Raw genomic sequence first — 22,013 nt, 5'->3', positions numbered from 1 at the left:
CGACACCGCGCGTCCCTCCGCCCGTTGTCCGATCATGGGACGGAGGTGAACCGATGACCGAAGTGCTTCTGCTCCTGGTGGCGCTCCTGCTCTCCGTCCTGTGCGGGGCGTTCGTCGCGGCGGAGTTCTCGCTGACCACCGTCGAGCGGGCCGATCTGGAGTCCGCCGTCGAGCGCGGCGAGCGGGGAGCGGCGGGCGCGCTGAAGGCCGTCAAGTCGCTCACCTTCCAGCTCTCCGGCGCCCAGCTGGGCATCACCGTGACCAATCTGGTCGTCGGCATGCTCTCCGAGCCCTCGATCGCCAAGCTGATCCGCGGTCCGGTCGAGGCGCTCGGGCTCTCCGCCTCGGTGGCCTCCTCGATCGCGCTGGTCCTCGGCACGGCCGTCTCGACGGTCGTCCTGATGGTGGTCGGCGAGCTGGTCCCGAAGAACTGGGCGATCTCGTCCCCGCTGGCGGTCGCGAAGGTGGTGGCCACTCCGCAGCGCGTCTTCACGGCCGCGTTCAAGCCGCTGATCAGCCATCTGAACAACACCGCCAACCGCATCCTGCGCCGGCTCGGCATGGAACCGGCCGAGGAGCTGGCCTCCGCCCGGTCCCCCGAGGAGCTGGTGGCGCTCGCCCGCCACTCCGCGAAGGAGGGCGCCCTGGAGCCGGACACGGCCGAGCTGTTCGTCCGTACGCTCAACCTGGCGGAGCTGACCGCGGAGAACGTGATGACACCGCGCGTCCAGGTCACCGCCCTGGAGGTGCAGGCCACGGCCGAGGACGTCGCCAACGCGACGCGCGCGACGGGTCTGTCGCGCTTCCCCGTCTACCGGGGCAACCTCGACTCGGTCGTCGGCATCGCCCACATCAAGGACGTGCTGGCCATACCGGCCGCCGAGCGGCCGCGCCGCCGGATCGGCGACATCCTGCGCGAGCCGCTGCTCGTGCCGGAGACGCTGACCGTGGACCGGCTGCTGGACCGGCTGTCCGGCAAGCAGACGATGGCCGTCGTCATCGACGAGTACGGCGGTACGGCCGGGGTCGCGACCCTGGAGGACATCGTCGAGGAGGTCGTGGGCGAGGTCCGCGACGAGCACGATCCGCACGAGACGCCGGACCTGGCACGGGCGGGCGAGGACGCGGACGGCCGCGAACTGTGGTCGGCGGACGGCGCCGCCCGGACGGACCAGCTCCGCAGGATCGGGCTGCGGGTGCCGGACGGCCCGTACGAGACGCTGGCGGGCGTGCTCGCCACCGAGCTGGGCCGCATCCCGGCCGTCGGTGACAGCGTCGAGCTGTCCGACTGGCGGCTCGACGTGGTGGACGCGTCCGGCCGGCGGGCCGCGCGCGTGCTGCTGCACGCGCCGACGGAAGCCGACGGCGACGACATCGAGGAGGCCGGCCGATGACCGCGATCCAGCTGCTGATCGGCCTGCTGACGCTGGTCGTGAACGCCTTCTTCGTCGGCGCCGAGTTCGCCCTGATCTCGGTGCGCCGCAGTCAGATCGAACCCCTCGCCGAGTCCGGCGACCGGCGGGCGCGCAGCGTCATCTGGGGTCTGGAGCACGTCTCGGCGCTGCTGGCGGCCGCGCAGCTCGGCATCACGCTGTGCACCCTGGTGCTCGGCATCGTGGCCGAGCCGGCCATCGCGCACCTCCTGGAGCCGGTCTTCGACGCGGTCGGCGTGCCGCACGGGCTCGTCCATCCGATTTCGTTCGTGATCGCGCTGTCGGTGGCGACGTACCTGCACATGCTGCTCGGCGAGATGGTGCCGAAGAACATCGCGCTCGCCGAGCCCACGCGCACGGCGCTGCTGCTCGGCCCGCCGCTGGTGACGCTGGCGCGGGCGCTGAAGCCGGTGATCTTCGCGATCAACGCCTTCGCGAACGGGCTCCTGAAGCTGCTGCGGGTGGAGACGAAGGACGAGGTCTCGGCGACGTTCTCGGACGACGAGCTGGCCCGTATGGTCACCGACGCCGGTGACGCGGGACTCCTCGACGACCGGGCGGCCGAACGGCTGCACGACGCCCTGGAGCTGGGCCGCCGTCCCGTGCGGGACGTGGTCATGCCGGTGGAGAAGGTGGTGTACGCGCAGGTCGGCACGACGCCGGAGGAGCTGGAGGCGCTGTCCGCGCAGACGGGCTTCTCGCGCTTCCCCGTCGTCGACTCCGGCCGGCGGATCCTGGGCTATCTGCACGTCAAGGACGCGCTGGACGTGACGCCGCGGGACCTGCCGTTCCCGGTGACGACGCTGCGGCCGATCGCCCGCGTGCGGGCGGCGACGCCGCTGGACGACGTCCTGACGGCGATGCGCCGGAGCCGTACGCATCTCGCGGCGGTCGTCGACGAGGACGGCAAGCCCGCCGGTCTGGTGACGATGGAGGACGTGCTGCGCAAGCTGGTCGGACGCCCGGCCGCGTCCTGACCCGCCCGTACGACGAGAGGGCCCCGGGAGCCGTATCCCGGGGCCCTCCCGCGTGCACGGGGCGCTTCTACCGCGCGGGGGCGGCGTTCCTACAGCGCGGTGGCGGACAGCCAGTCGTCCAGGAGGTCCCGGTCGCCGGCGCGGGTGAAGCGGGGGTCGTCGGCGGAGTACCGGCGGTGGAGGAGGAGCAGCAGCTCGCCCGTGTCGGCCTCGACGTGGGCGAGGGGCTCGGGGCCGCCGCTCCCCCGCCGCCAGGTGAAGCCGCCGCCGCCGAGGACGAGGGTCCAGGAGGTGGCGCTGTCGCGGGCCGTCAGCCGGAGGACGGCGCCGTCGCGGTCGAGGTGGGCGACGGGCTCGGCGATCCAGGGGACGTACGGGGCCTCGGCCAGGAAGTGGTCGAGGGCGTCGGCCGCGGTCCGGGGGTCGATGGGGGCCGCCGTGCCGGTGACGGCGAGTTCGGCGTCGGCGAGGTGGACGACGGCCTCGGAGAGCAGGCGCCGCGGGTAGTGGCGGACGTGCGGGTCGGCGCCGGGCGTCCAGAGCGGGGCGTCGGGGTCGGCGGCGCGGAGGGTGGCGACGAGGCGCGCGGCGCCGTCGACGAGCCAGTCGGGGTGTGCGGCGGGGTCGTCCGGCAGGTCGAGCGGGACGTCCGCGGCGAGGACGCGGGTGCGGGCCCCGGTGCGGACGAGGTGCTCGGCCCAGCGGTGCAGGGTGCCGAGGTGCCGGGTGAGGTCGGCGAGGGTCCAGCCGGGGCAGGTGGGGACGGGGGTCGCGGGGTCGGCGTCGCGGACGAGGGCGGCGAACCGCCGGGTCCGGTCGGCGACGGCCGCGCAGGCGACGGCGTGGATGTCGGCGCGCGTGTCGGCGCGGGCGTCTGCGTGGGTGTCCTCGGTGAGGCCGAGGCCCTCGGAGACCCTGAGCAGGTCGTCGCGCCGGGGGCCGGGCGGCTGCCGGAGGGCCGCGTCGCGGAGGAGCCCGTCGAGGGTGCGCCGGTCGGCGGGTCCGAGGCCGCCCAGGACATGCGCGGTGGACTCCAGCCACTTCAGGGCGGTGTCGGGGTCGAGGACCTCGTCGTCGCAGGTCTCGACGGTCGTCACCAGCTCGGCCAGCGCCTCGGCCAGCGTGCTCAGCAACGCGTCGCTACTCATCGGGTTTCCCCTCCCGGGTTCTCCACGGCATCCCTCGCATACCGCGCGGTATGATCGCTCCGCCATGGAGATCAATGCCACGTACAACAGTCTCGTCGCCGTCGGGGACAGCTTCACCGAGGGTATGTCGGACCTGAGGCCCGACGGCTCCTACCGGGGCTGGGCCGACGTCCTCGCGGGCCGGCTCGCCGCCCGCTCGCCCGGCTTCCGGTACGCCAACCTCGCCGTGCGCGGGAAGCTCATCCGCCAGATCGTCGAGGAGCAAGTCGGCCTCGCCGCAGGGATGAAGGCCGATGTGGTGACCCTCGTCGGCGGCCTCAACGACACCCTGCGGCCCAAGGTCGACATGGTCCGCGTCCGGGACCTCCTGACGGAGGCAGTGGAACGCCTCACACCCTCCTGCGGGCAGCTCGTCCTCATGCGCAGCCCCGGCCGGAACGGTCCCGTCATGGAGCGCTTCCGCCCGCGCATGGAGGAGCTCTTCGCGCACATCGACGACCTCGCCGCCCGGCACGGCGCCCTCGTGGTCGACCTCTACGGGGCGCCTGCGCTCGGGGACCCCCGGCTGTGGGACGTGGACCGGCTCCACCTGACGGCGGACGGCCACCGGCGCGTGGCCGAGGCCGTCTGGCAGGCGCTGGGCCTCGACCCCGAGGACGACTGGCGCGCCCCGCTGCCCCCGGCCGCGCTGCCCGGCTGGACCAGCCGCAGGATCGCGGACGCGCGGTTCGCCCGGGAGCACCTCGGTCCGTGGATCGGCCGCCGGCTGACCGGCCGCTCCTCCGGCGACGGCCTCCCGCCCAAGCGCCCCGAGCTGCTGCCTTACGAGTGGACGACCGGCGCGTGAGGGAGCGCCCGCGCCCGCGCGTGACCTGCGTCTCGTAGCAAGCTCCAGTCCGCACCACGGCGCTGGCCTGCAGAAATCACCAGTAAACTCTGGACACGTGACTGCTGCGACTGTGAAGCCCCGTATCCCCAACGTCCTGGCCGGCCGCTACGCCTCCGCGGAGCTCGCCGTCCTCTGGTCCCCCGAGCAGAAGGTGAAGCTGGAGCGTCAGCTGTGGCTCGCCGTGCTGCGTGCCCAGAAGGACCTCGGGATCGAGGTTCCGGACGCGGCCCTCGCCGACTACGAGCGCGTCCTCGACCAGGTCGACCTCGGCTCCATCGCCGAGCGCGAGAAGGTCACCCGGCACGACGTGAAGGCCCGCATCGAGGAGTTCAACGACCTCGCCGGCCACGAGCACGTCCACAAGGGCATGACCTCGCGCGACCTCACCGAGAACGTCGAGCAGCTCCAGATCCGGCTCTCCCTGGAGCTGATGCGGGACCGCACGGTCGCCGTCCTGGCCCGCCTCGGCAAGCTCTCCGCCGAGTACGCGGAGCTGGTCATGGCCGGCCGGTCGCACAACGTGGCCGCCCAGGCCACCACCCTCGGCAAGCGCTTCGCGACCGCCGCGGACGAGCTGCTCGTGGCGTACGGGCGCCTGGAGGAGCTTCTCGGACGCTACCCGCTGCGCGGCATCAAGGGCCCGGTCGGCACGGCGCAGGACATGCTGGACCTGCTCGGCGGCGACGCGGGCAAGCTGGCCGAGCTGGAGCAGCGGATCGCCGGTCACCTCGGCTTCGCGCACGCCTTCACCTCGGTCGGCCAGGTCTACCCGCGCTCGCTCGACTACGACGTGGTGACCACGCTGGTCCAGCTGGCCGCCGCGCCGTCGTCGATCGCCAAGACGATCCGCCTGATGGCCGGCCACGAGCTGGTCACCGAGGGCTTCAAGCCCGGCCAGGTCGGCTCCTCCGCGATGCCGCACAAGATGAACACCCGCTCCTGCGAGCGCGTCAACGGCCTGATGGTCATCCTGCGCGGCTACGCCTCGATGACCGGCGAGCTGGCCGGCGACCAGTGGAACGAGGGCGACGTGTCCTGCTCCGTGGTCCGCCGGGTCGCCCTGCCCGACGCGTTCTTCGCCCTGGACGGCCTCCTGGAGACCTTCCTGACCGTCCTCGACGAGTTCGGCGCCTTCCCGGCCGTCGTCGCCCGCGAGCTCGACCGCTACCTCCCCTTCCTGGCGACCACCAAGGTCCTCATGGGTGCCGTCCGTGCCGGGGTCGGCCGCGAGGTCGCCCACGAGGCCATCAAGGAGAACGCGGTGGCGTCCGCCCTCGCCATGCGCGAGCAGGGCGCCGAGCGCAACGAGCTGCTCGACAAGCTCGCCGCCGACGACCGCATCCCGCTGGACCGCGCGCAGCTCGACGAGCTGATGGCGGACAAGCTCTCCTTCACGGGCGCGGCCGCCGACCAGGTCGGCGTCGTCGTCGCGCGCATCGAGGAGATCCTCAAGCAGCACCCCGAGGCCGCCGCCTACACGCCCGGGGCGATCCTCTGACCCGGACGCGCCGGTTCACCCCGCGGGAACTGGAGGCCGCTCGCGACCGCGTCGTACCCGACGTGGTGGCGGGCGGTCTCTCCGTGCTCTTCTGCGGGATCAACCCGGGCCTGATGTCGGCGGCGACGGGCCACCACTTCGCCCGGCCGGGCAACCGCTTCTGGCCGGTCCTGCACCTGTCGGGGTTCACCCCGCGGCTGCTGCGGCCCGAGGAGCAGCAGGAGCTCCTGACGTACGGCCTCGGGATCACCAACGTCGTGGCGCGGGCGACCGCGCGGGCGGACGAGCTGAGCCGCGAGGAGTACCAGGAGGGCGGACGGATCCTGGCGGAGAAGGTGGAGCGGCTGGCGCCGCGCTGGCTGGCGGTGGTGGGCGTGACCGCGTACCGCACGGCGTTCGGCGATCCGAAGGCGGCGATCGGTCCGCAGGAGCGCCGGATCGGCTCCACCCGGATCTGGGCGCTGCCCAATCCGAGCGGGCTGAACGCCCACTGGACCGCGGCGACGATGGCCGAGGAGTTCGCCCGGCTGCGGGCGGCGGCGGAAGGACCGTAGGCGCACCGTCCCTCGGGGTTCGCCCTGTCAGGGCGGATCGACCTCGGTGACGACGGCGAGGAGCTGGAACGGCAGCTCCTTGTCCCACTGGGAGACGCCCAGTCCGGTCCACCGCTCGTCCGTCCGCCACAGCAGCACGTCCACGGTGTGGCAGCTGAGGGTGGACCAGGGCTCGGGTATGGACTCGCCGTCCATGCTCCGCTCCAGGACCGGCCCGAGGGCCACGCGCGCCGGTACTCCCCAGCGGGCGGTGAGCAGGGCGGCGAGCCCGTCCCGTTCCGCTTCGTACTGGTCCTCGACGAGCGCCCGGCGGGTCCCGTCGTCCTCCCAGAACTCCTCGCTCGTGGCCAGCTCCCCGATGTGGAAGCCCGGCCCGCTGTCGAGGGGCCCCGAACGCTCCGGCCGCTCCGGGAAGGCGCGGGCCCGGAGTAACTCGATCGTCGCCAGTTGCTCTGCCGTGGTCATGAAGCCAGTAAAGCCTCCCCCACTGACAATTGGCGTTCCGTCAGGGAAGCCGGGCGGCACGGCCAGCGGGCGGCCCGGGGGCGGTACGGGGGCGGCACTCGCCGCGCCCCCTGCCATTGAGTACCATCCGCCTGACATGGCCACGAGCTGGGAGGACACACCGTGGGGCGGCTGACCGGCGGGGACCCGTCGCTTCTGCGGCGGATCAACTCCGCGGTGGTACTCCATGCCCTCCGGGGCGCCGACGCTCTCACGCTCACGGACCTGACCCGGATCACGGGCCTGTCCCGGCCGACGGTCGAAGGGGTCGTGGAGGGCCTGATCGAGGGCGGTCTCGTCGTCGAGGCGGCGCCCGAGGAGGGCGAGGCGAGGCGGCAGGGACGGCCCGCGCGGAGGTTCCGCTTCCGCGCCGAGGCGGGACACCTGCTCGGGATCGAGATCGGTCCGCACCGCGTGGCCGCCCTGCTCTCCGGTCTCGACGGCCGGATCATCGGCGCCGGGTCCCGCGAGGTGTCCGAGTCGGCCCCCGAGGACGAGCGGCTCGACCGGGTGCGCACGGTCGTGGCCGACGTCCTGCGCCGCGCCGGCGTCCCGCGCTCCAGCCTGCGGGCCGTGGGCGTGGGCACGCCCGGGATCGTGGAGGCGGACGGCACGGTACGGCTCGGCACCGCGCTGCCCGGCTGGACCGGCCTCGCGCTCGGCGAGCGGCTGCGGCGCTCCTTCCGCTGCCCGGTGATCGTCGAGAACGACGCCAACGCGGCGGCCGTCGCCGAGCACTGGAAGGGCGCGGCGACTGACTCCGACGACATCGTCTTCGTACTCGCCGGGCTCAGCCCCGGGGCCGGTTCGCTCATCGGCGGCCGGCTGCACCGGGGCTACGGCGGCGCGGCCGGCGAGATCGGGGCCCTGCACCTGCTCGGGCGGGAGGTCACGCCGGAGCACCTGCTGTCCACGACCGACGAGCCGCTGCACCCGTTGGACGAGCAGGCCGTCGCCGAGGTGTTCGCGCTGGCCCGCGGGGGCGACGCGCGCGCCGAGGCCGCGGTCGACCGGTTCATCCAGCGGCTCGTGCACGACGTGGCGGCGCTGGTGCTGGCGCTCGACCCGGAGCTGGTGGTCGTCGGCGGATGGGCGGCGGGGCTGGACGGCGTGCTCCAGCCGCTGCGCGACCAGCTGGCCCGCTTCTGCCTGCGCCCGCCGCGCGTGGTCCTGTCCTTGCTCGGCGAGGCCGCCGTGGGGACGGGCGCGCTGCGCCTCGCCCTCGACCACGTCGAGGAGCAGCTCTTCGCCGTGGAGGGCACGGTGACGGCCCGCCGCTGAGCGGGCCGGGGCCGTGCGACCGGGGTCAGGAGGCCATGACCAGGTCCACCGAGTCGCCGAAGGTGAGGCGGCAGGTGTCGGCGCGGTAGGTGGCGACGGAGACGGCCGCCGGCCGGCCGCCGGAGAGGTAGCGGGTCGTCACGACGAGCACGGGGGCGCCCGGCAGGCGGTCCAGCTCCTTGGCGTCGTCGGCGCGGGCGGAGCCCAGCTCCACCGAGCGGTCCTGGCCGTCGAGGGCCAGGTGCTGGAGCTCGCGCAGCACGGCGCGGGCCCGGGCGGGTCCTGCGGGCGCGTCGATGGCGGCGAGGCCGGGGACGGAGGCCGCCGGCACGTACAGCAGCTCGGCGGCGACGGGCTGGCCCTGGGTGACGCGGAGGCGGCGGACGACGTGGACCCGCTCGTCGGCCGCGGTCTCCAGGACGCGGGCGACGGCGGCGGGGGCCACCGCGGCGGAGGAGTCGAGGGACTGCCAGGTGTCGTCGCCGACGCCGGGCCAGGCGTGCTGGGTGGTGGAGACGTCCACGCCGACGCGCGGCGGGGCCACCGTCGTGCCGACGCCCCGGCGGCGCTGGAGGCGGCCTTCCAGCTCCAGCTGTTCGAGGGCCTGGCGGAGGGTGGCACGGGCGACGCCGAAGCGGGCCGCGAGCTCACGTTCGTTGGGCAGGATCTCGCCCACCGCGAAGTCCGAGTCGAGCGCTTCCCCGAGCACCGTCTTGAGGTGCTGGTACTTCGGTTCCGGCACCGATTCCAGCTGAGTGGTCCCCACCCTGATCCTCCGCAATTCGCCGTGTCCCGCGGCGTTTTTCCGCGCCCTTGTTTATTAAAGGTTCCTGCACTAACTCTGCGACCATAAGGCGAGCCACCCCCTTGGTCAAGACCAATCCTCTGCCGAACCCGCCCGAATGTGACCCTCTGACCTAGATCGTTCACAGGACGTTCGCACCCTCGTGGGGCGCGCGCGGCACGACGCCCCGCCTCCCGGTCGCGGAAGGCGGGGCGTAGAGGGTTGAACTCCGGTCTACTGAACGGTAATTCTTGCTGACAGGACGTCTACAGAGGGAGCCGCATGTCCGCACGGATCGCGTTCACCATCGACACCCCGGCCGGTCCCCGTCCGCTCTCCCTGGCGTACGAGCGACGGGGTGCGGGCGAGCCCCTCCTGCTGCTGCACGGCATCGGCCACCACTGGCAGGCCTGGGAGCCCGTGCTCGACGTGCTGGCCACCGAGCGGGACGTGATCGCCGTGGACCTGCCCGGGTTCGGCGCCTCCGAGGGGCTGCCGGACGGCTCCTCGTACGACCTCTCCACCGTCGCGCCGGCGCTCGGCACCTTCTGCGCGGCGCTGGGTGTAGACCGGCCCCATGTCGCCGGCAACTCGCTGGGCGGGCTGCTCGCCCTGGAGCTGGGGCGGACGAAGCTGGTCCGCTCGGTGACCGCGCTCTCCCCCGCCGGGTTCTGGTCCGAGGGCGAGCGGCGGTACGCCTTCGGAACCCTGCGGGCCCTGCGGTCGGCCGCGCTCTCGCTGCCCGAACCGCTCATCCACGTCCTCTCCCGTTCCGCCGCCGGGCGCTCCGTCCTCACCAGCACCATCTACGCCCGTCCCGGCCTCCGCTCACCCGAGGCGGTCGTGGCCGAGACCCTGGCCCTGCGCCGAGCCACCGGCTTTCACCAGACGCTCGCCGCCGGGCGGGCGGTGCTCTTCCGTGACGACGTGTCCGGCGTTCCGGTCACCGTCGCCTGGGGCACCCACGACCGGCTCCTCCTCAAGCGCCAGGGCGTCCGCGCCAAGCGGGCGCTGCCGGGTGCCCGGCTCGTCCGTCTGCCGGGCTGCGGCCACGTCCCCATGAACGACGACCCGGCCCTCGTCGCGCGCGTGATCCTCGACGGCAGCCGGTGACGGGGCGCCCGGCGCCTCCCCGGTGGTGCGCCGGGTGAACAGGCCGGTGCCGAGCGCCGCTCCGGCGCCCACGAGCAGCGCCCCGACCGCCTGCGGCAGACCGAAGAAGGCCTCCCCGACGAGGGCGGCGCTCAGCGCGGCCGCCACCGGGATCGCGCCCGTGTAGAGCGTGGCCCGCTCCATGCCGATGCGCTGCACGCCCCTGTAGAAGAGGACGAACCCGACGACCGTGGCAAGGGCCGCCTGCCAGACCAGCGCCCCCGTCTCCACGGCCGTCGGCATCCGCAGGAAGGCGGCTCCGTCGACGAGGAGGCCGACGAGCGCCGCCTCGACCGCGCCGATCGCGCAGACCACGGCCGTCAGCAGCTTCGGCCCGAGGACGCGCAGGACCGGGACGGCGAGCACGGTGAACCCGACCTCGCCCGCGAGGGCCGCCACCGACCAGCCGATCCCGGCCGCGTCCGTACGCCCCCACCCCTGCACCGTGAAGGCGCCAGCCGCCACCGCCAGGGCTCCGTACAGCACGACGGGCGCGGGCCTGCGTCCCTCGACGAGGGGCATGAGCACGGCGACGACGACGGGGGCGCAGCCGACCAGGACGCCGGGGACGGCCGGTTCGGCGGTGCGCTCGGCGGCCAGGACGGCGAGGTTGAAGCCGATCATGCCGACGGCGGCGAGCACCGCGAGCCGCACCCAGTGGCGGACCGTCAGGCGACGCAGCGGGGCGAGACCGGCGCGGCCGCCGAGGAGGGGCAGGAGGAGCAGACAGGCGGCGCCGTACCGGAGGGCCTGGCCGCCCGCGTACGGGTACGCGCCCAGGAGGCTGTTCGCGGTGAACGAGGCACCGACGAGGGCGTAGGCGAGGGTCACGAGCAGGACCCCGCGCAGGGAGGTGGCGTTCATGCTCCCGACGGTAGGAACGGGCGCGGTCCCGTTTAAGGTCCACTTCCATGACGTCATCGGGGACCACTTCGGGTACGGGACGGGGCGCGGCGTCCGCGACCGGGCGGGGCGGCGACGAGGGCGGGGGCGGGAGCACCGGCGGGAGCACCGGCGGGGGCGGGAGCACCGGCGGCGTGCCCGCGTGGGAGCTGCTGCTTCCGGCGGCCGGGGCGCCGGCGCGACGACGGGGGCGGGCGCTCCAGGAGGCGCTGCGCGAGGCCGTGCGCGCCGGGCGGCTGACGGCCGGGACCCGGCTGCCGTCGAGCCGCGAACTCGCGGCGGACCTCGGCGTCTCGCGGGGGCTCGTGACCGAGGCGTACGAGCAGTTGACCGCCGAGGGGTACCTGCGCAGCGACCGCGGGTCGGGGACCTGGGTGGGCGGGGCGGCGCGGGCGGCGGTGCCGGCCGCGCGGGACCTGGCACCGCGCGCGCCCGGGGTCGCGGTGGACTTCCGGCCGGGGACTCCGGACCTGTCGCTCTTTCCGAGGGCCGCCTGGTCGGCGGCCCAGCGGACGGTCCTCGGCCGTCTCGCGCACGCCTCGCTCGGCTACCCGGACCCGCGCGGCCTGCCCGAACTGCGGGCGGCGCTGGCGGCGATGCTGACGCGGCGGCGCGGCGTCGTGGCCGATCCCGAGCGGCTGGTGGTCTGTTCGGGGGTGGCGCAGGCCTCGACGCTGATGGGGTTCGTGCTGCGGGCCCGGGGCCATCGCGCGGTGGGCATCGAGGACCCGGGCAGCCCGGAGCACGGGCGGCTCTTCGCCTCCACCGGCCTCGACACGGTGTGGCTGCCCCTGGACGGGGAGGGGCTGCGCCCCGGCCCGCTCGCCGCGTCCGGGGTGCGGGCGGTGGTCGTGACACCCTCGCACCAGTTCCCGTCCGGGATCGGCTGGTCGGCGCGGCGGCGCGGCGCGCTCCTCGACTGGGCGCGGGAGGTGGACGGCTACGTCCTGGAGGACGACTACGACGGTGACTTCCGCTACGACCGGGCTCCCGTCGGCGCGCTCCAGGGCCTCGATCCGGAGCGCGTCGCCTACGCGGGCTCGGTCAGCAAGTCGCTCGCGCCGGGGCTGCGGCTCGGCTGGACGGTGGTCCCGGAGGCGCTGGTCGACGAGGTCGTGGAGCGGAAGCGGACGATGGACCTCGGCAATCCCGTGCTCGACCAGGCCGTCCTGGCGGAGCTGGTGACGAGCGGCGGTTACGACCGGCAGCTGAGGCGCTGTCAGCGGGCCTACCGGGAACGGCGGGACGCGCTGCTCGGGGCCCTCGACGCGTTCCTCCCGGGGACCCGGGTCTCCGGCATCGCGGCGGGGCTGCACGTCATCGCGCGCGTGCCGCGGGCTTTCGGCCCTCCGGCGCGGTTCCTGGAGCGGGCGGCGGGGGCGGGCGTGGCCCTGCGGCCGCTGGAGGAGTACGGGACGGAGCGGCCCGACGACGGGGACGTACGGCTCGTGATCGGGTACGCGCACCTGTCGCCGACGGTGATCAGGAGCGGGATCGCCCGGGTGGCGGAGGCGCTGGGGCGCGGCGGGACGCCGGAGGGGTGATCTGTTCACGCGGGGTTCGCACGGGCGCCGCCCCCGGCCGTTAGGCAGGGGGCGGCACGAACGACCGTGCCGGGAAGCGACCTTGGAGGCTCCTGTGAACCCGCCCGTGACCGGCCCGTCCGAGACCCCAGCCGTCACACCCGCCTCGGCCGCCCTGCCCGGCGCGCCTGCCTCGTCTGCGTCGCCCGCCTCGCCCGCCTCGCCCGCCTCGCCCTCGGCGTATTTCTCGCCCGCGCGGCGCAGCGTGCTGCGCGGCTCGCTCGCCGCTTCGGCGGCGCTGGGCCTGGGCGGGGCGGCCGGGCTCGCCGCGCCCGCGTTCGCACTGTCCGGCCGCCCCGGCGCCGGCTGCGGCGTGCAGACGGGCGACGTCACGGCGCACTCCGGTCTGGTGTGGGTCCGCTCGGACCGGCCCGCCCGCATGGTCGTCGAGACCTCGGCGACGGAGTCGTTCCGGCACGTGCGGCGGCACCACGGGCCCCTGCTCGGCGCGGGCACGGACTTCACCGGGACCACCGCCCTGCGCGGTCTGCCGGCGGGTGAGCAGATCCACTACCGGGTGCTGCTGGCCGACCCGGACGACCCGCGCCGGACGGGCGAGCCGGTCGTGGGCACGTTCCGCACGGTGCCGGAGCGGCGCCGGGACGGGGTGCGGTTCCTGTGGTCGGGCGACATCGCGGGGCAGGGCTGGGGCATCAACCCGGACGTCGGCGGCTTCCGGGCGTACGAGGAGATGCGCCGACTCGACCCGGACTTCTTCCTGTGCAGCGGCGACACGATCTACGCGGACGGGCCGCTTCGGCCCAGCGTGACGCTGCCCGACGGGCGGGTCTGGCGGAACGTCATGACCCCCGAGAAGGCGAAGGTCGCGGAGACCCTCGACGAGTACCGGGGCAACTTCCGCTACAACCTCCTCGACCACAACGTCCGCGCCTTCAACGCCCAGGTGCCGACGGTGGTGCAGTGGGACGACCACGAGGTGCGCAACAACTGGTACCCGGGGCAGATCCTGGACGACGCGCGGTACGGGGAGAAGGACGTCGACGTCCTCGCCGCGCGGGCGGCGCGCGCCTTCGGCGAGTACTTCCCGGGCACCCTCCACGCGCGCGGTGGCGAGGGACGGATGCACCGGGTGGTGCGGTACGGGCCGCTGCTCGACGTGTTCGTCCTGGACATGCGCTCGTACCGGAACGCCAACTCCCCCGGCCGGCAGGCCGACGACACCGTCGGCATCCTCGGCGCGGAGCAGCTGGTCTGGCTGAAGCGGGAGCTGTCCCGGTCCCGGGCGGTGTGGAAGGTGCTGGCGGCGGACATGCCGCTGGGGCTCGTGGTGCCGGACGGCGCGACGGACTTCGAGGCGGTGGCGCAGGGCGACCCGGGCGCGCCGCTCGGCCGGGAGCTGCAGATCGCGGAGCTGCTGCGGTTCGTCAAGCACCGGCGGATCACGGGCACGCTCTGGCTCACGGCGGACGTCCACTACACGTCGGCGCAGCACTACGCGCCCGAGCGGGCGGCCTTCCAGGACTTCGCGCCGTTCTGGGAGTTCGTGTCGGGGCCGCTCGCGGCGGGCGGGTTCCCGGCGAACCGGCTGGACGCGACCTTCGGGCCGGAGCGGGTGTTCGTGCGGGCGCCGGAGCGGGCGAACGTGTCGCCGATGGAGAGCCCGCAGTACTTCGGCGAGGTCGACATCGACGGTTCCAGCGGCGAGTTGACGGTGCGGCTGCGCGCCGAGGGCGGCACGGTGCTGTTCAGCAAGGTGCTCCAGCCGGGGCGCGTCGGGCAGTGACGCGACGCCGCCGACCGGGGGCCGCGGGTCGCCCGCGCCGACCGGCGGCGGGGTGCCGCGGCCGGCCCCGGGGGGCGGGCGCGGGGCGATTGTCAGTGGCGGGTCCTACCGTTTTCTCCATGACGCGATCCGTACAGGCGCTCGCCTACGCACGCCCTTCCGCCCTGGAGTCCACGGGCTCCGGCCGGCTGCTCGGGCTGGAGACGGCGGGCGGCCTCACCCCGCGCGGGGCCGAGGCCCATCCCCGTTTCTTCTCGGGTTTCCTGGCCGCGCCGCAGGTCGCCGCGCGCGGCCTGCTCGCCGTCGCCGACGTCGCGGCCGCCCGGTACCACCAGCGGATACGGCCCGGTTCGCTGGACCCCGTGGTGACGGGGAACGGGGACCGGCTGCGGTTCGAGTCGTTCTCCGGCTGCGGTGGGGTGTACGCACGCCTTGACGTGCTCGACGAGGGCCTCGGCGGCGCGGAGACGGGGCACGGCACCACGAACGTGGACGTCAACGACCCGCTGCGGCAGGCGCTTTCGCGGATCACGGGGGACGATCCGCTGCATCTGCGGGTGGGGCCCGACGAGCTGGCGGTGGCGACGCTCGCCGGGGCGGTCGTGGAGAAGAAGGTACCGCTGCCGGACCGCTGGCTGCGGGGCTTCGCCGAGGCCCAGGTGGCGTCGGCGCGCTTCGACCTGCGGGCGGAGCTGACGGGGGCGGAGGCGGTCGCGTTCCTGCGGTCGCTGCCGCGGTCGCGGGCGCGGGGACGGGGGCCGCTCTGGGTCGTGCAGTCGGGCCGGACGCTGCGGCCGACGACCCGGCCGGGTCCCGGCGCGGTCTGTCTGCCGGGGCCGGACCGGCTGGCGGCCCTGGAGCGCGTGCTGCGGTACGCGACGGGGCTGCGGGTGTACGGGCCGGTGCCGGACGGCGTCGCGGCGTCGAGCGCCTGGGAGGTGACGCTGCCGGGGATGCGGCTCACGCTGACGCTGTCGCCCGACCCGGCGCGGGGGTTCTCGGGCGAGGGCGGGGTCCTGGAGGCGCTCGCCACGGAGGAGGCGGCGGGAGACGCGGAGCTGGTCGCGGTCCTGCTGGCCTGGGAGCCGAGGATCGACCCGGGTGACCTTGCGACGCGGGCCGGGCTTCCGGTCGAGCGGGTTCGGGCGGCGCTGACCCGGCTCGGGACGGCGGGCCGGGTGGGGTACGACGTGGCGGACGCGGCCTACTTCCACCGGGAGCTGCCGTACGACGCGGATCGCGCCGAGCGCCACAACCCGCGGCTCGTGGCCGCCCGGGGGCTGGTCGCGGAGGGCGCGGTGGCGCTCGACGGGGACCTCGCGACGGTGGTCTCGGGCGAGCGGCGGTACCGGGTGCGGGCGGCGGACGGGGTCCTGAGCTGCACCTGCGCGTGGTGGGCCGAGCACCAGGGGCGCCGGGGGCCGTGCAAGCACGCGCTCGCGGTGCGCATGGTCCGGCGGGGCGCCTGCTCGGAGGGGCCCGTGCCCGGTGCCGCCCCCGGCGGCACGGCTCCGGGCGGCGTTCTCGGGGCCGTCCGATGACGGCGTCCGGGGCGCGGACCAGGGAGAACGAGACGGGAACACGGGGGACGGAGCAGGCCATGGGGATCGACGAACTGATGGAGGCGGTGCGCGCGGGGAAGGCCTCGGAGGTGCCCGCGCTCCTGGAGCCGCTGGACGCGGCCGGGCAGAAGGCGGCCGTCTCGCGGCTGAAGGCGCTGCGCACCGAGGTGCGGTCCTGGGACGGGCCGCGCACGTACGAGGCCGGCCGGGTCCGGCGCGCGCTGCACGTCGCCGGCGCGGGCTGTCACACGGGGTCGGCGGCCGCGGCGACGTGGCTGGGCGGACGCGATCTGCTGCCCTGGCGCTCGGAGGGCAGCGACCTCGTGCTCCGGGCGATCGGCGAGCGCACCCCGGAGTGGATGGCGGACGTGGCGAACCGGCTCGCCGCCCGCCCCTCCGCGGCCGTGGACCTCTACCGGGTCATCCGGGGCCTGGCCGAGCGGTCCGGCTCCCCGGTGCCCGCGACGGACGGCTACGTCCTGGCGTGGACCCGGGAGACGGGCGGCTCGCTGCGCCGCACCCCCCGCAGGGGTGAGGCCGGGCGCACGCTCCTGGACCGGCTGCGCGAGGACCCGCAGTCGCCGGTCCTGCTGCTGCACGCCCTGGCGATGGCGGAGACCCCCGAGCAGCTGGCCGCCCCGGTCCCCGACGACTCCCCGAGGCACTGGCCCGGGGCGGTCGCGGCGCTCGTCGAGGAGGGGCTGCTCGACCGGGCCCGGGTGGTCGACGTCGCGCTCGCGCGCCTGCTGCGGGGCGGCCGCGCCCACGACCTGCGGTTCCCGATGGAGGTGCTGCGCCTGGTCGAGCCGACCCGGGAGGAGTTCCGGGAGCGCGTCCCGGACCTGGTGGGGATGGTGGCGGACACCCCGTCGGTCGTCGCCGGCTACGCCCAGGAGGCGCTGGGGGCGCTGGCGGCGGACGGGGAGCTGTCCACCGTCGCGCTGGCCGAGATGACGAGCGCGGCGCTGTTCCGCACGGAGAAGAAGCTGCTGCGGGCGCAGTTGGTCCTGGTCGGGAAGGCGCTGGCGCGGGACGGGGGCGCGGCGGACGAGCTGCTGCCCGTCGTGGCGGAGGTCTTCGGGCACGAGGACACCGAGCTCCAGGGGCGGGCGCTGAAGCTGGTGGGCCGCCATCTGGACGACGTGGACGAGCCGGTGCGGCGCGAGGTCGCCGAGCGGGCCGCGCTGCTCAGCCCGATGCACCGCAAGGCCGCCGCGGAGCTGTTCGGTGACGACCTGTCGACCGGCGACGAGCTCCCGTACGAGGAGATCCTGCCGCCCGTGCCGGAGCCCCGGCGGGTCGAGCCCCCGGCGTCGACGGTCGAGGCGCTGGTGGAGGAGGTGCTGGCGAAGGGCGTGTCCGACGATCCGGTGCGGTTCGAGCGGGCGCTCGACGGTCTGGTGCGGCACGCGCACCGGGACCGGGAGGCGCTGGCCTCCGCGGTGCGGGAGGCGTTCCCGCGGACGGCCTGGGGACTGCCGCACCACTTCACCCACCACAGCCACGGGCTGCACGCGGTGCTCGCGGTCCTGGTCGGCGAGGTGGACCGGGCGCGGGCCGGGGCGCGAGCGGCGCGCGGGCCGGAGGCGACGTCCTGTCTGCACGAGGCGCTGAACGGGGTCGGGGACGCGCGGCTGTGGGAGGCCGGGTCGCTGATCGGCACGGACGCGCTGCCGTATCTGCTCGCGACGCCGACGCTGGCCAACGGCACCATCGAGCCGCCGCTCCTCGTGGAGCGGCTGCGCGGGTACCGGGACGCGGGGGTCGAGCCCGCGCCGGTCGACCTGGCGCAGGCCCTGCTGCGGGTGGTGCGGAGCGACCCGGCCGCCGCCCGGGCGGCCGAGGACGCGGTCGCTCTCGGCACGGCGGCGGGGCGGCGGCTCGCCGCCTGGCTGCGCGCGGACGAGCCCCTGACGGCGCGCGTGCGGTTCCTGCCGAGGGACGAGAACCGGGTCGCGGAACGCTGGTCGGTCTTCCAGCGGGTGGTCGTCGAGTTCGCCGACAGGGGCGTGGTGCGCAAGGAGTTCCCGCCCGCGTTCCAGTGGCTGGCCGGTGCGCTGCAGGCGACGCCGCGCCGCTGCTACCACTGGGTCCACGGCGGCGAGCACTGGGCCGCGGTGCTGCCGGCCGACCGGGAGGTCCTGGCGGCCGCCGTCGTGCCGTCGCTCGCGCGGGTCCTCGTGGGAGGCCGGGAGGGGACCGAGGCGCTGACGGGCCTGGCGGAGGCGGAGGGCCGGAGCGGCCGGGCCGTCTCCCTGGCCCTGGCCCTGGGGCTGGGCAACGGGGACGCGGACGACCGGCTGCGGGCGGTGGACGCGCTGCTCGTCCTCGCCTCCCGGGGTGTCCTCGACGCGGCCGGGCTCGGCGCCGAGCTGGGGTGGCTGCTCACCGAGGGGTCGGTGAAGCCGAACCGGCTGGCGGACGCGGTGCGGACGGTCGCGGCCTCGGGGGCGTACGCGACGGCGTGGTCGGTGCTCGCCGCGGCGCTCGCGGAGCCGCTGGCCGAGGCGAAGCCCGTACGCGGGCTCGGCGAGGTACTGGCGATCGCGGCGGACTGCGTGGAGCGGGCGGGCGCCGGGGGCGCGGTGCCGGAGACGCTGGTCTCCGCGCTCGACGTGGTGGGGTCGGCGCGGGCGTCCTCGCAGCTCGTGACGCAGGCCCGGCGGCTGCGGAACGCACTCCGTCAGGGGGCCGATCAGACCGCGACGTAAACAGTCACAATCGGCCAGAAAGCCGCCAGATCGCCACTTAACCCGTCAGTCACAAAGCGTTCGTGATCACGCAACACCGCTGGGTCACAGTGAAGCCATGACCGATGTCACCTCTTCGAAGAGCGCCCGCCGTCCGCACCACTGGCGGCACGACCTGATCGAACTCGCCGCCCTGTTCACGGCCGTGGTCGTGGCGGACACGATCGCCAAGACCGTCGTCAAGGGTCCCGAGGGCCCCTACCTGCTGGTCTTCTCGGCGATCGCCCTCGCCGCGACCGCCGGGTTCCACACCTGGTGGGCACGGAGGCACAGCCATGCGCCGCCCGCCGGTGATACCGGCGGGCGGGCCGCCCCCGCCCGCGCCCACGCCCACGCCCCCGCCCACGGCCGAACGGAACCGGGCCCCGAGCAGGGGCAGGAGCCGCGGGCTCCCGGCGCGACCGCGCTGTGGCGGATGCGGACCACCGTCAGCGACACCCCGGGCAGCCTGGCCGCCCTGTGCACGGTCCTCGCCGGCCTCGGCGTGGACATCCTCACCCTCCAGACCCACCCCCTCACCGAGGGCACGGTCGACGAGTTCCTGCTCCGCGCCCCCGCCGACCTGCCCGCGAAGGTCCTCGCCCGCGAGGTCTCGGCGGCCGGCGGACGCGACACCTGGACCGAGCGCGCCGACGCCCACGACCTGGTGGACACCCCCACCAGGGTCCTCGGCCTCGCCACCCGTACCGCGCTCGACGCCGCCGAACTGCCGCTCGCGCTGCGCCAGCTCCTCGGCCGCTGCACGCTCCACTCCGTGCCCGCGGTCTCCCTCACCGGGCGTCCGACCGGCGAACTCCCCCCGGTCGAGGGCGTTCTCGAAGAGACGGTCATGCGGCTGCGCGACCCCAGCGGTGGCACGCTCGTGATCGAGCGGCCCCATCTGCCCTTCACCCCGACCGAGTTCGCCCGCGCCCGCGCGCTGGTCGAGCTGGACGCCCGCCTCGGCCCGCGCATCCCGCGCAGCCAGGACGTCCTCACCCTCCCCGAGGGCAACGAGATCACCGTCCGCCGCGCCGACCAGCGCGACCTGACCGCGGCGCGCGCCATGCACGACCGCTGCTCCGCCCGCACCCTCGGCCTGCGCTACCACGGTCCGGTCGGCGACGCCGACCGCTATCTGGACCATCTGCTGAGCCCCCGCTTCGGGCGCACGCTCGCCGTGCAGACCGCGTCCGGCCGTCTCGTCGCCCTCGGCCACCTGCTGTGGGACGGCGACGAGACGGAGGTCGCCCTCCTCGTCGAGGACGACTGGCAGCGGCGCGGCATCGGCTCGGAGCTCCTCGGCCGGCTCGTGGCGATGGCCGAGGAGGCCGGCTGCGCGAGCGTGTACGCCGTGACGCAGGCCTCCAACACCGGGATGGTGGCCGCGATGCGGGCGCTGAACCTGCCCCTCGACTACCAGATCGAGGAGGGCACGCTGGTCATCACCGCCCGACTGGCCGCGGAACGGCTCCGGACGGAGCAGCACCGGAGCGATCGGACGCGTCCCGAGCCGTCCCGTGAGCGGCGGGAGCCGCGGCAGGCGGAGCGCTGAGCGCCTGGGTCAGGTCGCGCCACAGGTCCTCGACGTCCTCCAGGCCCACCGACATCCGCAGCAGGCGGTCGCTGACGCCCGCCGAGCGCCGGTCGCCCTCGGCCACGATCCGGTGGCTGATGGAGGCCGGGTGCTGGATGAGGGTGTCCACGCTGCCGAGGCTCACCGCGGGTGTGATCAGCCGGACGCCGGAGATCACGTCGTGCGGGTCGCCGTACACCTCGAACGCGACCATCGCGCCGCCGATGCTCGGGTAGTGCACCCGGGCGATGCGCGGGTCGGTGGCGAGCCGCCTGACCAGCTCGGCGGCCGTCGCCGACGCCGCCTTGACCCGTACGGGGAGGGTGGAGAGACCGCGCAGCAGCAGGTAGCCGGCGAACGGGTGCAGCACGCCGCCGGTGGCGAAGCGGATCTGGCGGAGGGTACGGGCGAACTCCTCGTCGCAGGCGACGATCCCGCCCATGACGTCGCCGTGCCCGCCCAGGTACTTGGTCGCGCTGTGCAGCACGATCCGCGCGCCCTGCCCGACCGGGCGCTGGAGCACCGGGGTCGCGAAGGTGTTGTCGACGAGCAGCGGGACCGAGCCGCAGGAGTGGGCGAGGGCCCGGATGCCGACCTCGGCGAGCGTCGGGTTGGCCGGGGACTCGACCATGACGAGCCCCGTGTCGGGCCGGATCGCCTCCGCGACCCCGGCCGGGTCGGTCCAGGTCACCTCGGTGCCGAGGAGCCCCGCGTCGAGGAGGTGGTCGCTGCAGCCGTACAGCGGCCGGACCGCGACCACGTGCCGCAGCCCCTGGCTCGCCCGCGCGAGGAGCACCGCGCTGAACGCCGCCATGCCGCTGGCGAAGGCGACGGCCGACTCGGTGCCCTCCAGGCGGGCCAGGGCCTCCTCGAACCGGGCGACGGTCGGGTTGTCGAGCCGGGCGTAGACGGGCGGCCCGTCGAGCCGGGCGCCGGTGGTCGCGAACTCGTCGATCCGGGCGGCCTCGGCCCGGGCGTCGTACGAGGGGTAGGTGGTGGACAGGTCGAGCGGCGGGGCATGCAGTCCGAGCCCGGCGAGGTCCTCGCGGCCGGCGTGCACGGCTTCGGTGGCGAGCGCCCTCGGGGTTGCCGAGGGGTCGTAGTCCATGGCGTCCATGGGCGCACTGTGAACGTTTACCGGGAAGTAGGGGGGATTCTCCGTGCTACGTTCGCCCGATGGCCGATTCTGTCGTACTGGACGCGGTCGATCTGCACATTCTTCGCCTCCTGCAGAACGACGCCCGGACCACCTACCGTGAGCTCGCCGCCGAGGTCGGGGTGGCTCCCTCCACGTGTCTGGACCGAGTGGCCCGGCTGCGGCGCACGGGCGTGATCCTCGGGCACCAGTTGCGTCTGGATCCGGCCAAACTCGGCCGGGGGCTCGAAGCCCTCCTCCTGGTCCAGGTCCGACCCCACCGACGGGAACTGATCGGTCCGTTCGTCGAGCGCGTCCGGGCGCTGCCGGAGTCGCGGGCGCTGTTCCACCTCACGGGACCCGACGACTATCTGGTGCACGTGGCCGTGTCGGACCCCGCCGACCTGCAGCGACTCGTGCTGGACGAGTTCACCTCGCGCCGCGAGGTGGCCCGGGTCGAGACCCGGCTGATCTTCCAGGAGTGGGAGTGCGGCCCGCTGCTGCCGCCCTCCTCCGGCCCTTCCATGTCGGCCGACTGATCACGGGCGAGGGTGACGCGGG

The 22,013-nt window shown here is 74.9% G+C and carries 17 protein-coding genes; 13 read left to right on the top strand and 4 right to left on the bottom strand.

Going from position 1 to position 22,013, the window contains the following annotated elements; translation table 11 throughout:
- The first annotated feature begins 53 nt into the window (after positions 1-53).
- Complete coding sequence (locus ACWDVG_RS09020; protein WP_451697630.1) at positions 54-1,394, top strand: hemolysin family protein; 1,341 nt, start codon at positions 54-56, stop codon at positions 1,392-1,394.
- Entirely contained in the window at positions 1,391-2,410 is a 1,020-nt protein-coding gene (locus ACWDVG_RS09015) for a hemolysin family protein (RefSeq protein ID WP_451697628.1), read from the top strand. The genes ACWDVG_RS09020 and ACWDVG_RS09015 overlap by 4 nt, the downstream gene beginning before the upstream one ends.
- An 89-nt stretch (positions 2,411-2,499) precedes the next feature.
- On the opposite strand, the gene ACWDVG_RS09010 is transcribed toward ACWDVG_RS09015, so the two are convergent.
- Positions 2,500-3,558 carry a maleylpyruvate isomerase N-terminal domain-containing protein gene (locus ACWDVG_RS09010; RefSeq protein WP_451697626.1) on the bottom strand — a complete coding sequence of 353 codons (1,059 nt, stop codon included), beginning with the start codon at positions 3,556-3,558 and terminating at the stop codon, positions 2,500-2,502.
- Between the two features lie 64 nt (positions 3,559-3,622).
- Here ACWDVG_RS09010 and ACWDVG_RS09005 point away from each other — a divergent pair, with 64 nt between their 5' ends.
- From ACWDVG_RS09005 to mug, 3 genes are all read left to right on the top strand, one after another.
- Positions 3,623-4,405, top strand: coding sequence for an SGNH/GDSL hydrolase family protein (locus ACWDVG_RS09005; RefSeq protein ID WP_451697624.1), 783 nt, complete (start codon positions 3,623-3,625; stop codon positions 4,403-4,405).
- Positions 4,406-4,502: 97 nt separating this feature from the next.
- Positions 4,503-5,945 carry an adenylosuccinate lyase gene (purB, locus tag ACWDVG_RS09000; protein WP_451697622.1) on the top strand — a complete coding sequence of 481 codons (1,443 nt, stop codon included), beginning with the start codon at positions 4,503-4,505 and terminating at the stop codon, positions 5,943-5,945.
- A gap of 62 nt (positions 5,946-6,007) precedes the next feature.
- Positions 6,008-6,499, top strand: coding sequence for a G/U mismatch-specific DNA glycosylase (gene mug, locus ACWDVG_RS08995; protein WP_451697620.1), 492 nt, complete (start codon positions 6,008-6,010; stop codon positions 6,497-6,499).
- 27 nt (positions 6,500-6,526) lie between these two features.
- Here mug and ACWDVG_RS08990 read toward each other — a convergent pair whose 3' ends face one another.
- Positions 6,527-6,964, bottom strand: coding sequence for a hypothetical protein (locus ACWDVG_RS08990; protein ID WP_451697619.1), 438 nt, complete (start codon positions 6,962-6,964; stop codon positions 6,527-6,529).
- Positions 6,965-7,126: 162 nt separating this feature from the next.
- Between ACWDVG_RS08990 and ACWDVG_RS08985 the strand changes: the two genes are divergently transcribed.
- Positions 7,127-8,284: an ROK family transcriptional regulator gene (locus tag ACWDVG_RS08985; protein ID WP_451697617.1), complete on the top strand. Its 1,158-nt coding sequence runs from the start codon at positions 7,127-7,129 to the stop codon at positions 8,282-8,284.
- A 25-nt stretch (positions 8,285-8,309) separates the two neighbouring features.
- On the opposite strand, the gene ACWDVG_RS08980 is transcribed toward ACWDVG_RS08985, so the two are convergent.
- Positions 8,310-9,050 (bottom strand): GntR family transcriptional regulator, encoded by a 741-nt coding sequence (locus ACWDVG_RS08980; protein WP_451697615.1) that lies wholly within the window; start codon positions 9,048-9,050, stop codon positions 8,310-8,312.
- A 300-nt stretch (positions 9,051-9,350) separates the two neighbouring features.
- On the opposite strand from ACWDVG_RS08980, the gene ACWDVG_RS08975 reads away from it, so the two are divergent.
- The 6 genes from ACWDVG_RS08975 to ACWDVG_RS08950 all read left to right on the top strand — a co-directional run bounded on the left by ACWDVG_RS08975 (position 9,351) and on the right by ACWDVG_RS08950 (position 20,296).
- The gene (locus ACWDVG_RS08975; protein ID WP_451697613.1) at positions 9,351-10,181 is read left to right on the top strand and encodes an alpha/beta fold hydrolase; all 831 of its coding nucleotides are present in this window, start codon (positions 9,351-9,353) and stop codon (positions 10,179-10,181) included.
- 950 nt (positions 10,182-11,131) lie between these two features.
- The gene (gene pdxR, locus ACWDVG_RS08970; RefSeq protein ID WP_451697611.1) at positions 11,132-12,667 is read left to right on the top strand and encodes a MocR-like pyridoxine biosynthesis transcription factor PdxR; all 1,536 of its coding nucleotides are present in this window, start codon (positions 11,132-11,134) and stop codon (positions 12,665-12,667) included.
- A gap of 244 nt (positions 12,668-12,911) precedes the next feature.
- Positions 12,912-14,450, top strand: coding sequence for an alkaline phosphatase D family protein (locus tag ACWDVG_RS08965; protein ID WP_451697843.1), 1,539 nt, complete (start codon positions 12,912-12,914; stop codon positions 14,448-14,450).
- 119 nt (positions 14,451-14,569) lie between these two features.
- A complete protein-coding gene (locus ACWDVG_RS08960; protein ID WP_451697609.1) occupies positions 14,570-15,991 on the top strand; it encodes an SWIM zinc finger family protein in 1,422 nt (473 codons plus the stop codon).
- Positions 15,992-16,050: 59 nt separating this feature from the next.
- Positions 16,051-18,723 carry a DUF7824 domain-containing protein gene (locus ACWDVG_RS08955; protein ID WP_451697607.1) on the top strand — a complete coding sequence of 891 codons (2,673 nt, stop codon included), beginning with the start codon at positions 16,051-16,053 and terminating at the stop codon, positions 18,721-18,723.
- A 97-nt stretch (positions 18,724-18,820) separates the two neighbouring features.
- Complete coding sequence (locus ACWDVG_RS08950; RefSeq protein WP_451697606.1) at positions 18,821-20,296, top strand: GNAT family N-acetyltransferase; 1,476 nt, start codon at positions 18,821-18,823, stop codon at positions 20,294-20,296.
- Here ACWDVG_RS08950 and ACWDVG_RS08945 read toward each other — a convergent pair.
- Positions 20,187-21,434 (bottom strand): trans-sulfuration enzyme family protein, encoded by a 1,248-nt coding sequence (locus ACWDVG_RS08945; RefSeq protein WP_451697604.1) that lies wholly within the window; start codon positions 21,432-21,434, stop codon positions 20,187-20,189. The two genes, ACWDVG_RS08950 and ACWDVG_RS08945, sit on opposite strands and share 110 nt — an antisense overlap.
- Before the next feature lie 59 nt (positions 21,435-21,493).
- Between ACWDVG_RS08945 and ACWDVG_RS08940 the strand changes: the two genes are divergently transcribed.
- Positions 21,494-21,991 (top strand): Lrp/AsnC family transcriptional regulator, encoded by a 498-nt coding sequence (locus tag ACWDVG_RS08940; RefSeq protein ID WP_451697602.1) that lies wholly within the window; start codon positions 21,494-21,496, stop codon positions 21,989-21,991.
- Positions 21,992-22,013 lie beyond the last annotated feature (22 nt).

The organism is Streptomyces sp. NPDC003327 (genome assembly GCF_053589515.1).
Note: the sequence above shows the minus strand (reverse complement) of the source record. Positions and strands in the feature narration are given on the sequence as shown.

What these genes read in the sequence shown, in the direction of transcription:
- ACWDVG_RS09020 (WP_451697630.1), top strand. Translation starts at nt 54, where the DNA reads ATGACCGAAGTGCTTCTGCTCCTGGTGGCGCTCCTGCTCTCCGTCCTG.
- ACWDVG_RS09015 (WP_451697628.1), top strand. Translation starts at nt 1,391, where the DNA reads ATGACCGCGATCCAGCTGCTGATCGGCCTGCTGACGCTGGTCGTGAAC.
- ACWDVG_RS09010 (WP_451697626.1), bottom strand. Translation starts at nt 3,558, where the DNA reads ATGAGTAGCGACGCGTTGCTGAGCACGCTGGCCGAGGCGCTGGCCGAG.
- ACWDVG_RS09005 (WP_451697624.1), top strand. Translation starts at nt 3,623, where the DNA reads ATGGAGATCAATGCCACGTACAACAGTCTCGTCGCCGTCGGGGACAGC.
- ACWDVG_RS08990 (WP_451697619.1), bottom strand. Translation starts at nt 6,964, where the DNA reads ATGACCACGGCAGAGCAACTGGCGACGATCGAGTTACTCCGGGCCCGC.
- ACWDVG_RS08975 (WP_451697613.1), top strand. Translation starts at nt 9,351, where the DNA reads ATGTCCGCACGGATCGCGTTCACCATCGACACCCCGGCCGGTCCCCGT.
- pdxR (WP_451697611.1), top strand. Translation starts at nt 11,132, where the DNA reads ATGACGTCATCGGGGACCACTTCGGGTACGGGACGGGGCGCGGCGTCC.
- ACWDVG_RS08960 (WP_451697609.1), top strand. Translation starts at nt 14,570, where the DNA reads ATGACGCGATCCGTACAGGCGCTCGCCTACGCACGCCCTTCCGCCCTG.
- ACWDVG_RS08955 (WP_451697607.1), top strand. Translation starts at nt 16,051, where the DNA reads ATGGGGATCGACGAACTGATGGAGGCGGTGCGCGCGGGGAAGGCCTCG.
- ACWDVG_RS08950 (WP_451697606.1), top strand. Translation starts at nt 18,821, where the DNA reads ATGACCGATGTCACCTCTTCGAAGAGCGCCCGCCGTCCGCACCACTGG.
- ACWDVG_RS08945 (WP_451697604.1), bottom strand. Translation starts at nt 21,434, where the DNA reads ATGGACGCCATGGACTACGACCCCTCGGCAACCCCGAGGGCGCTCGCC.
- ACWDVG_RS08940 (WP_451697602.1), top strand. Translation starts at nt 21,494, where the DNA reads ATGGCCGATTCTGTCGTACTGGACGCGGTCGATCTGCACATTCTTCGC.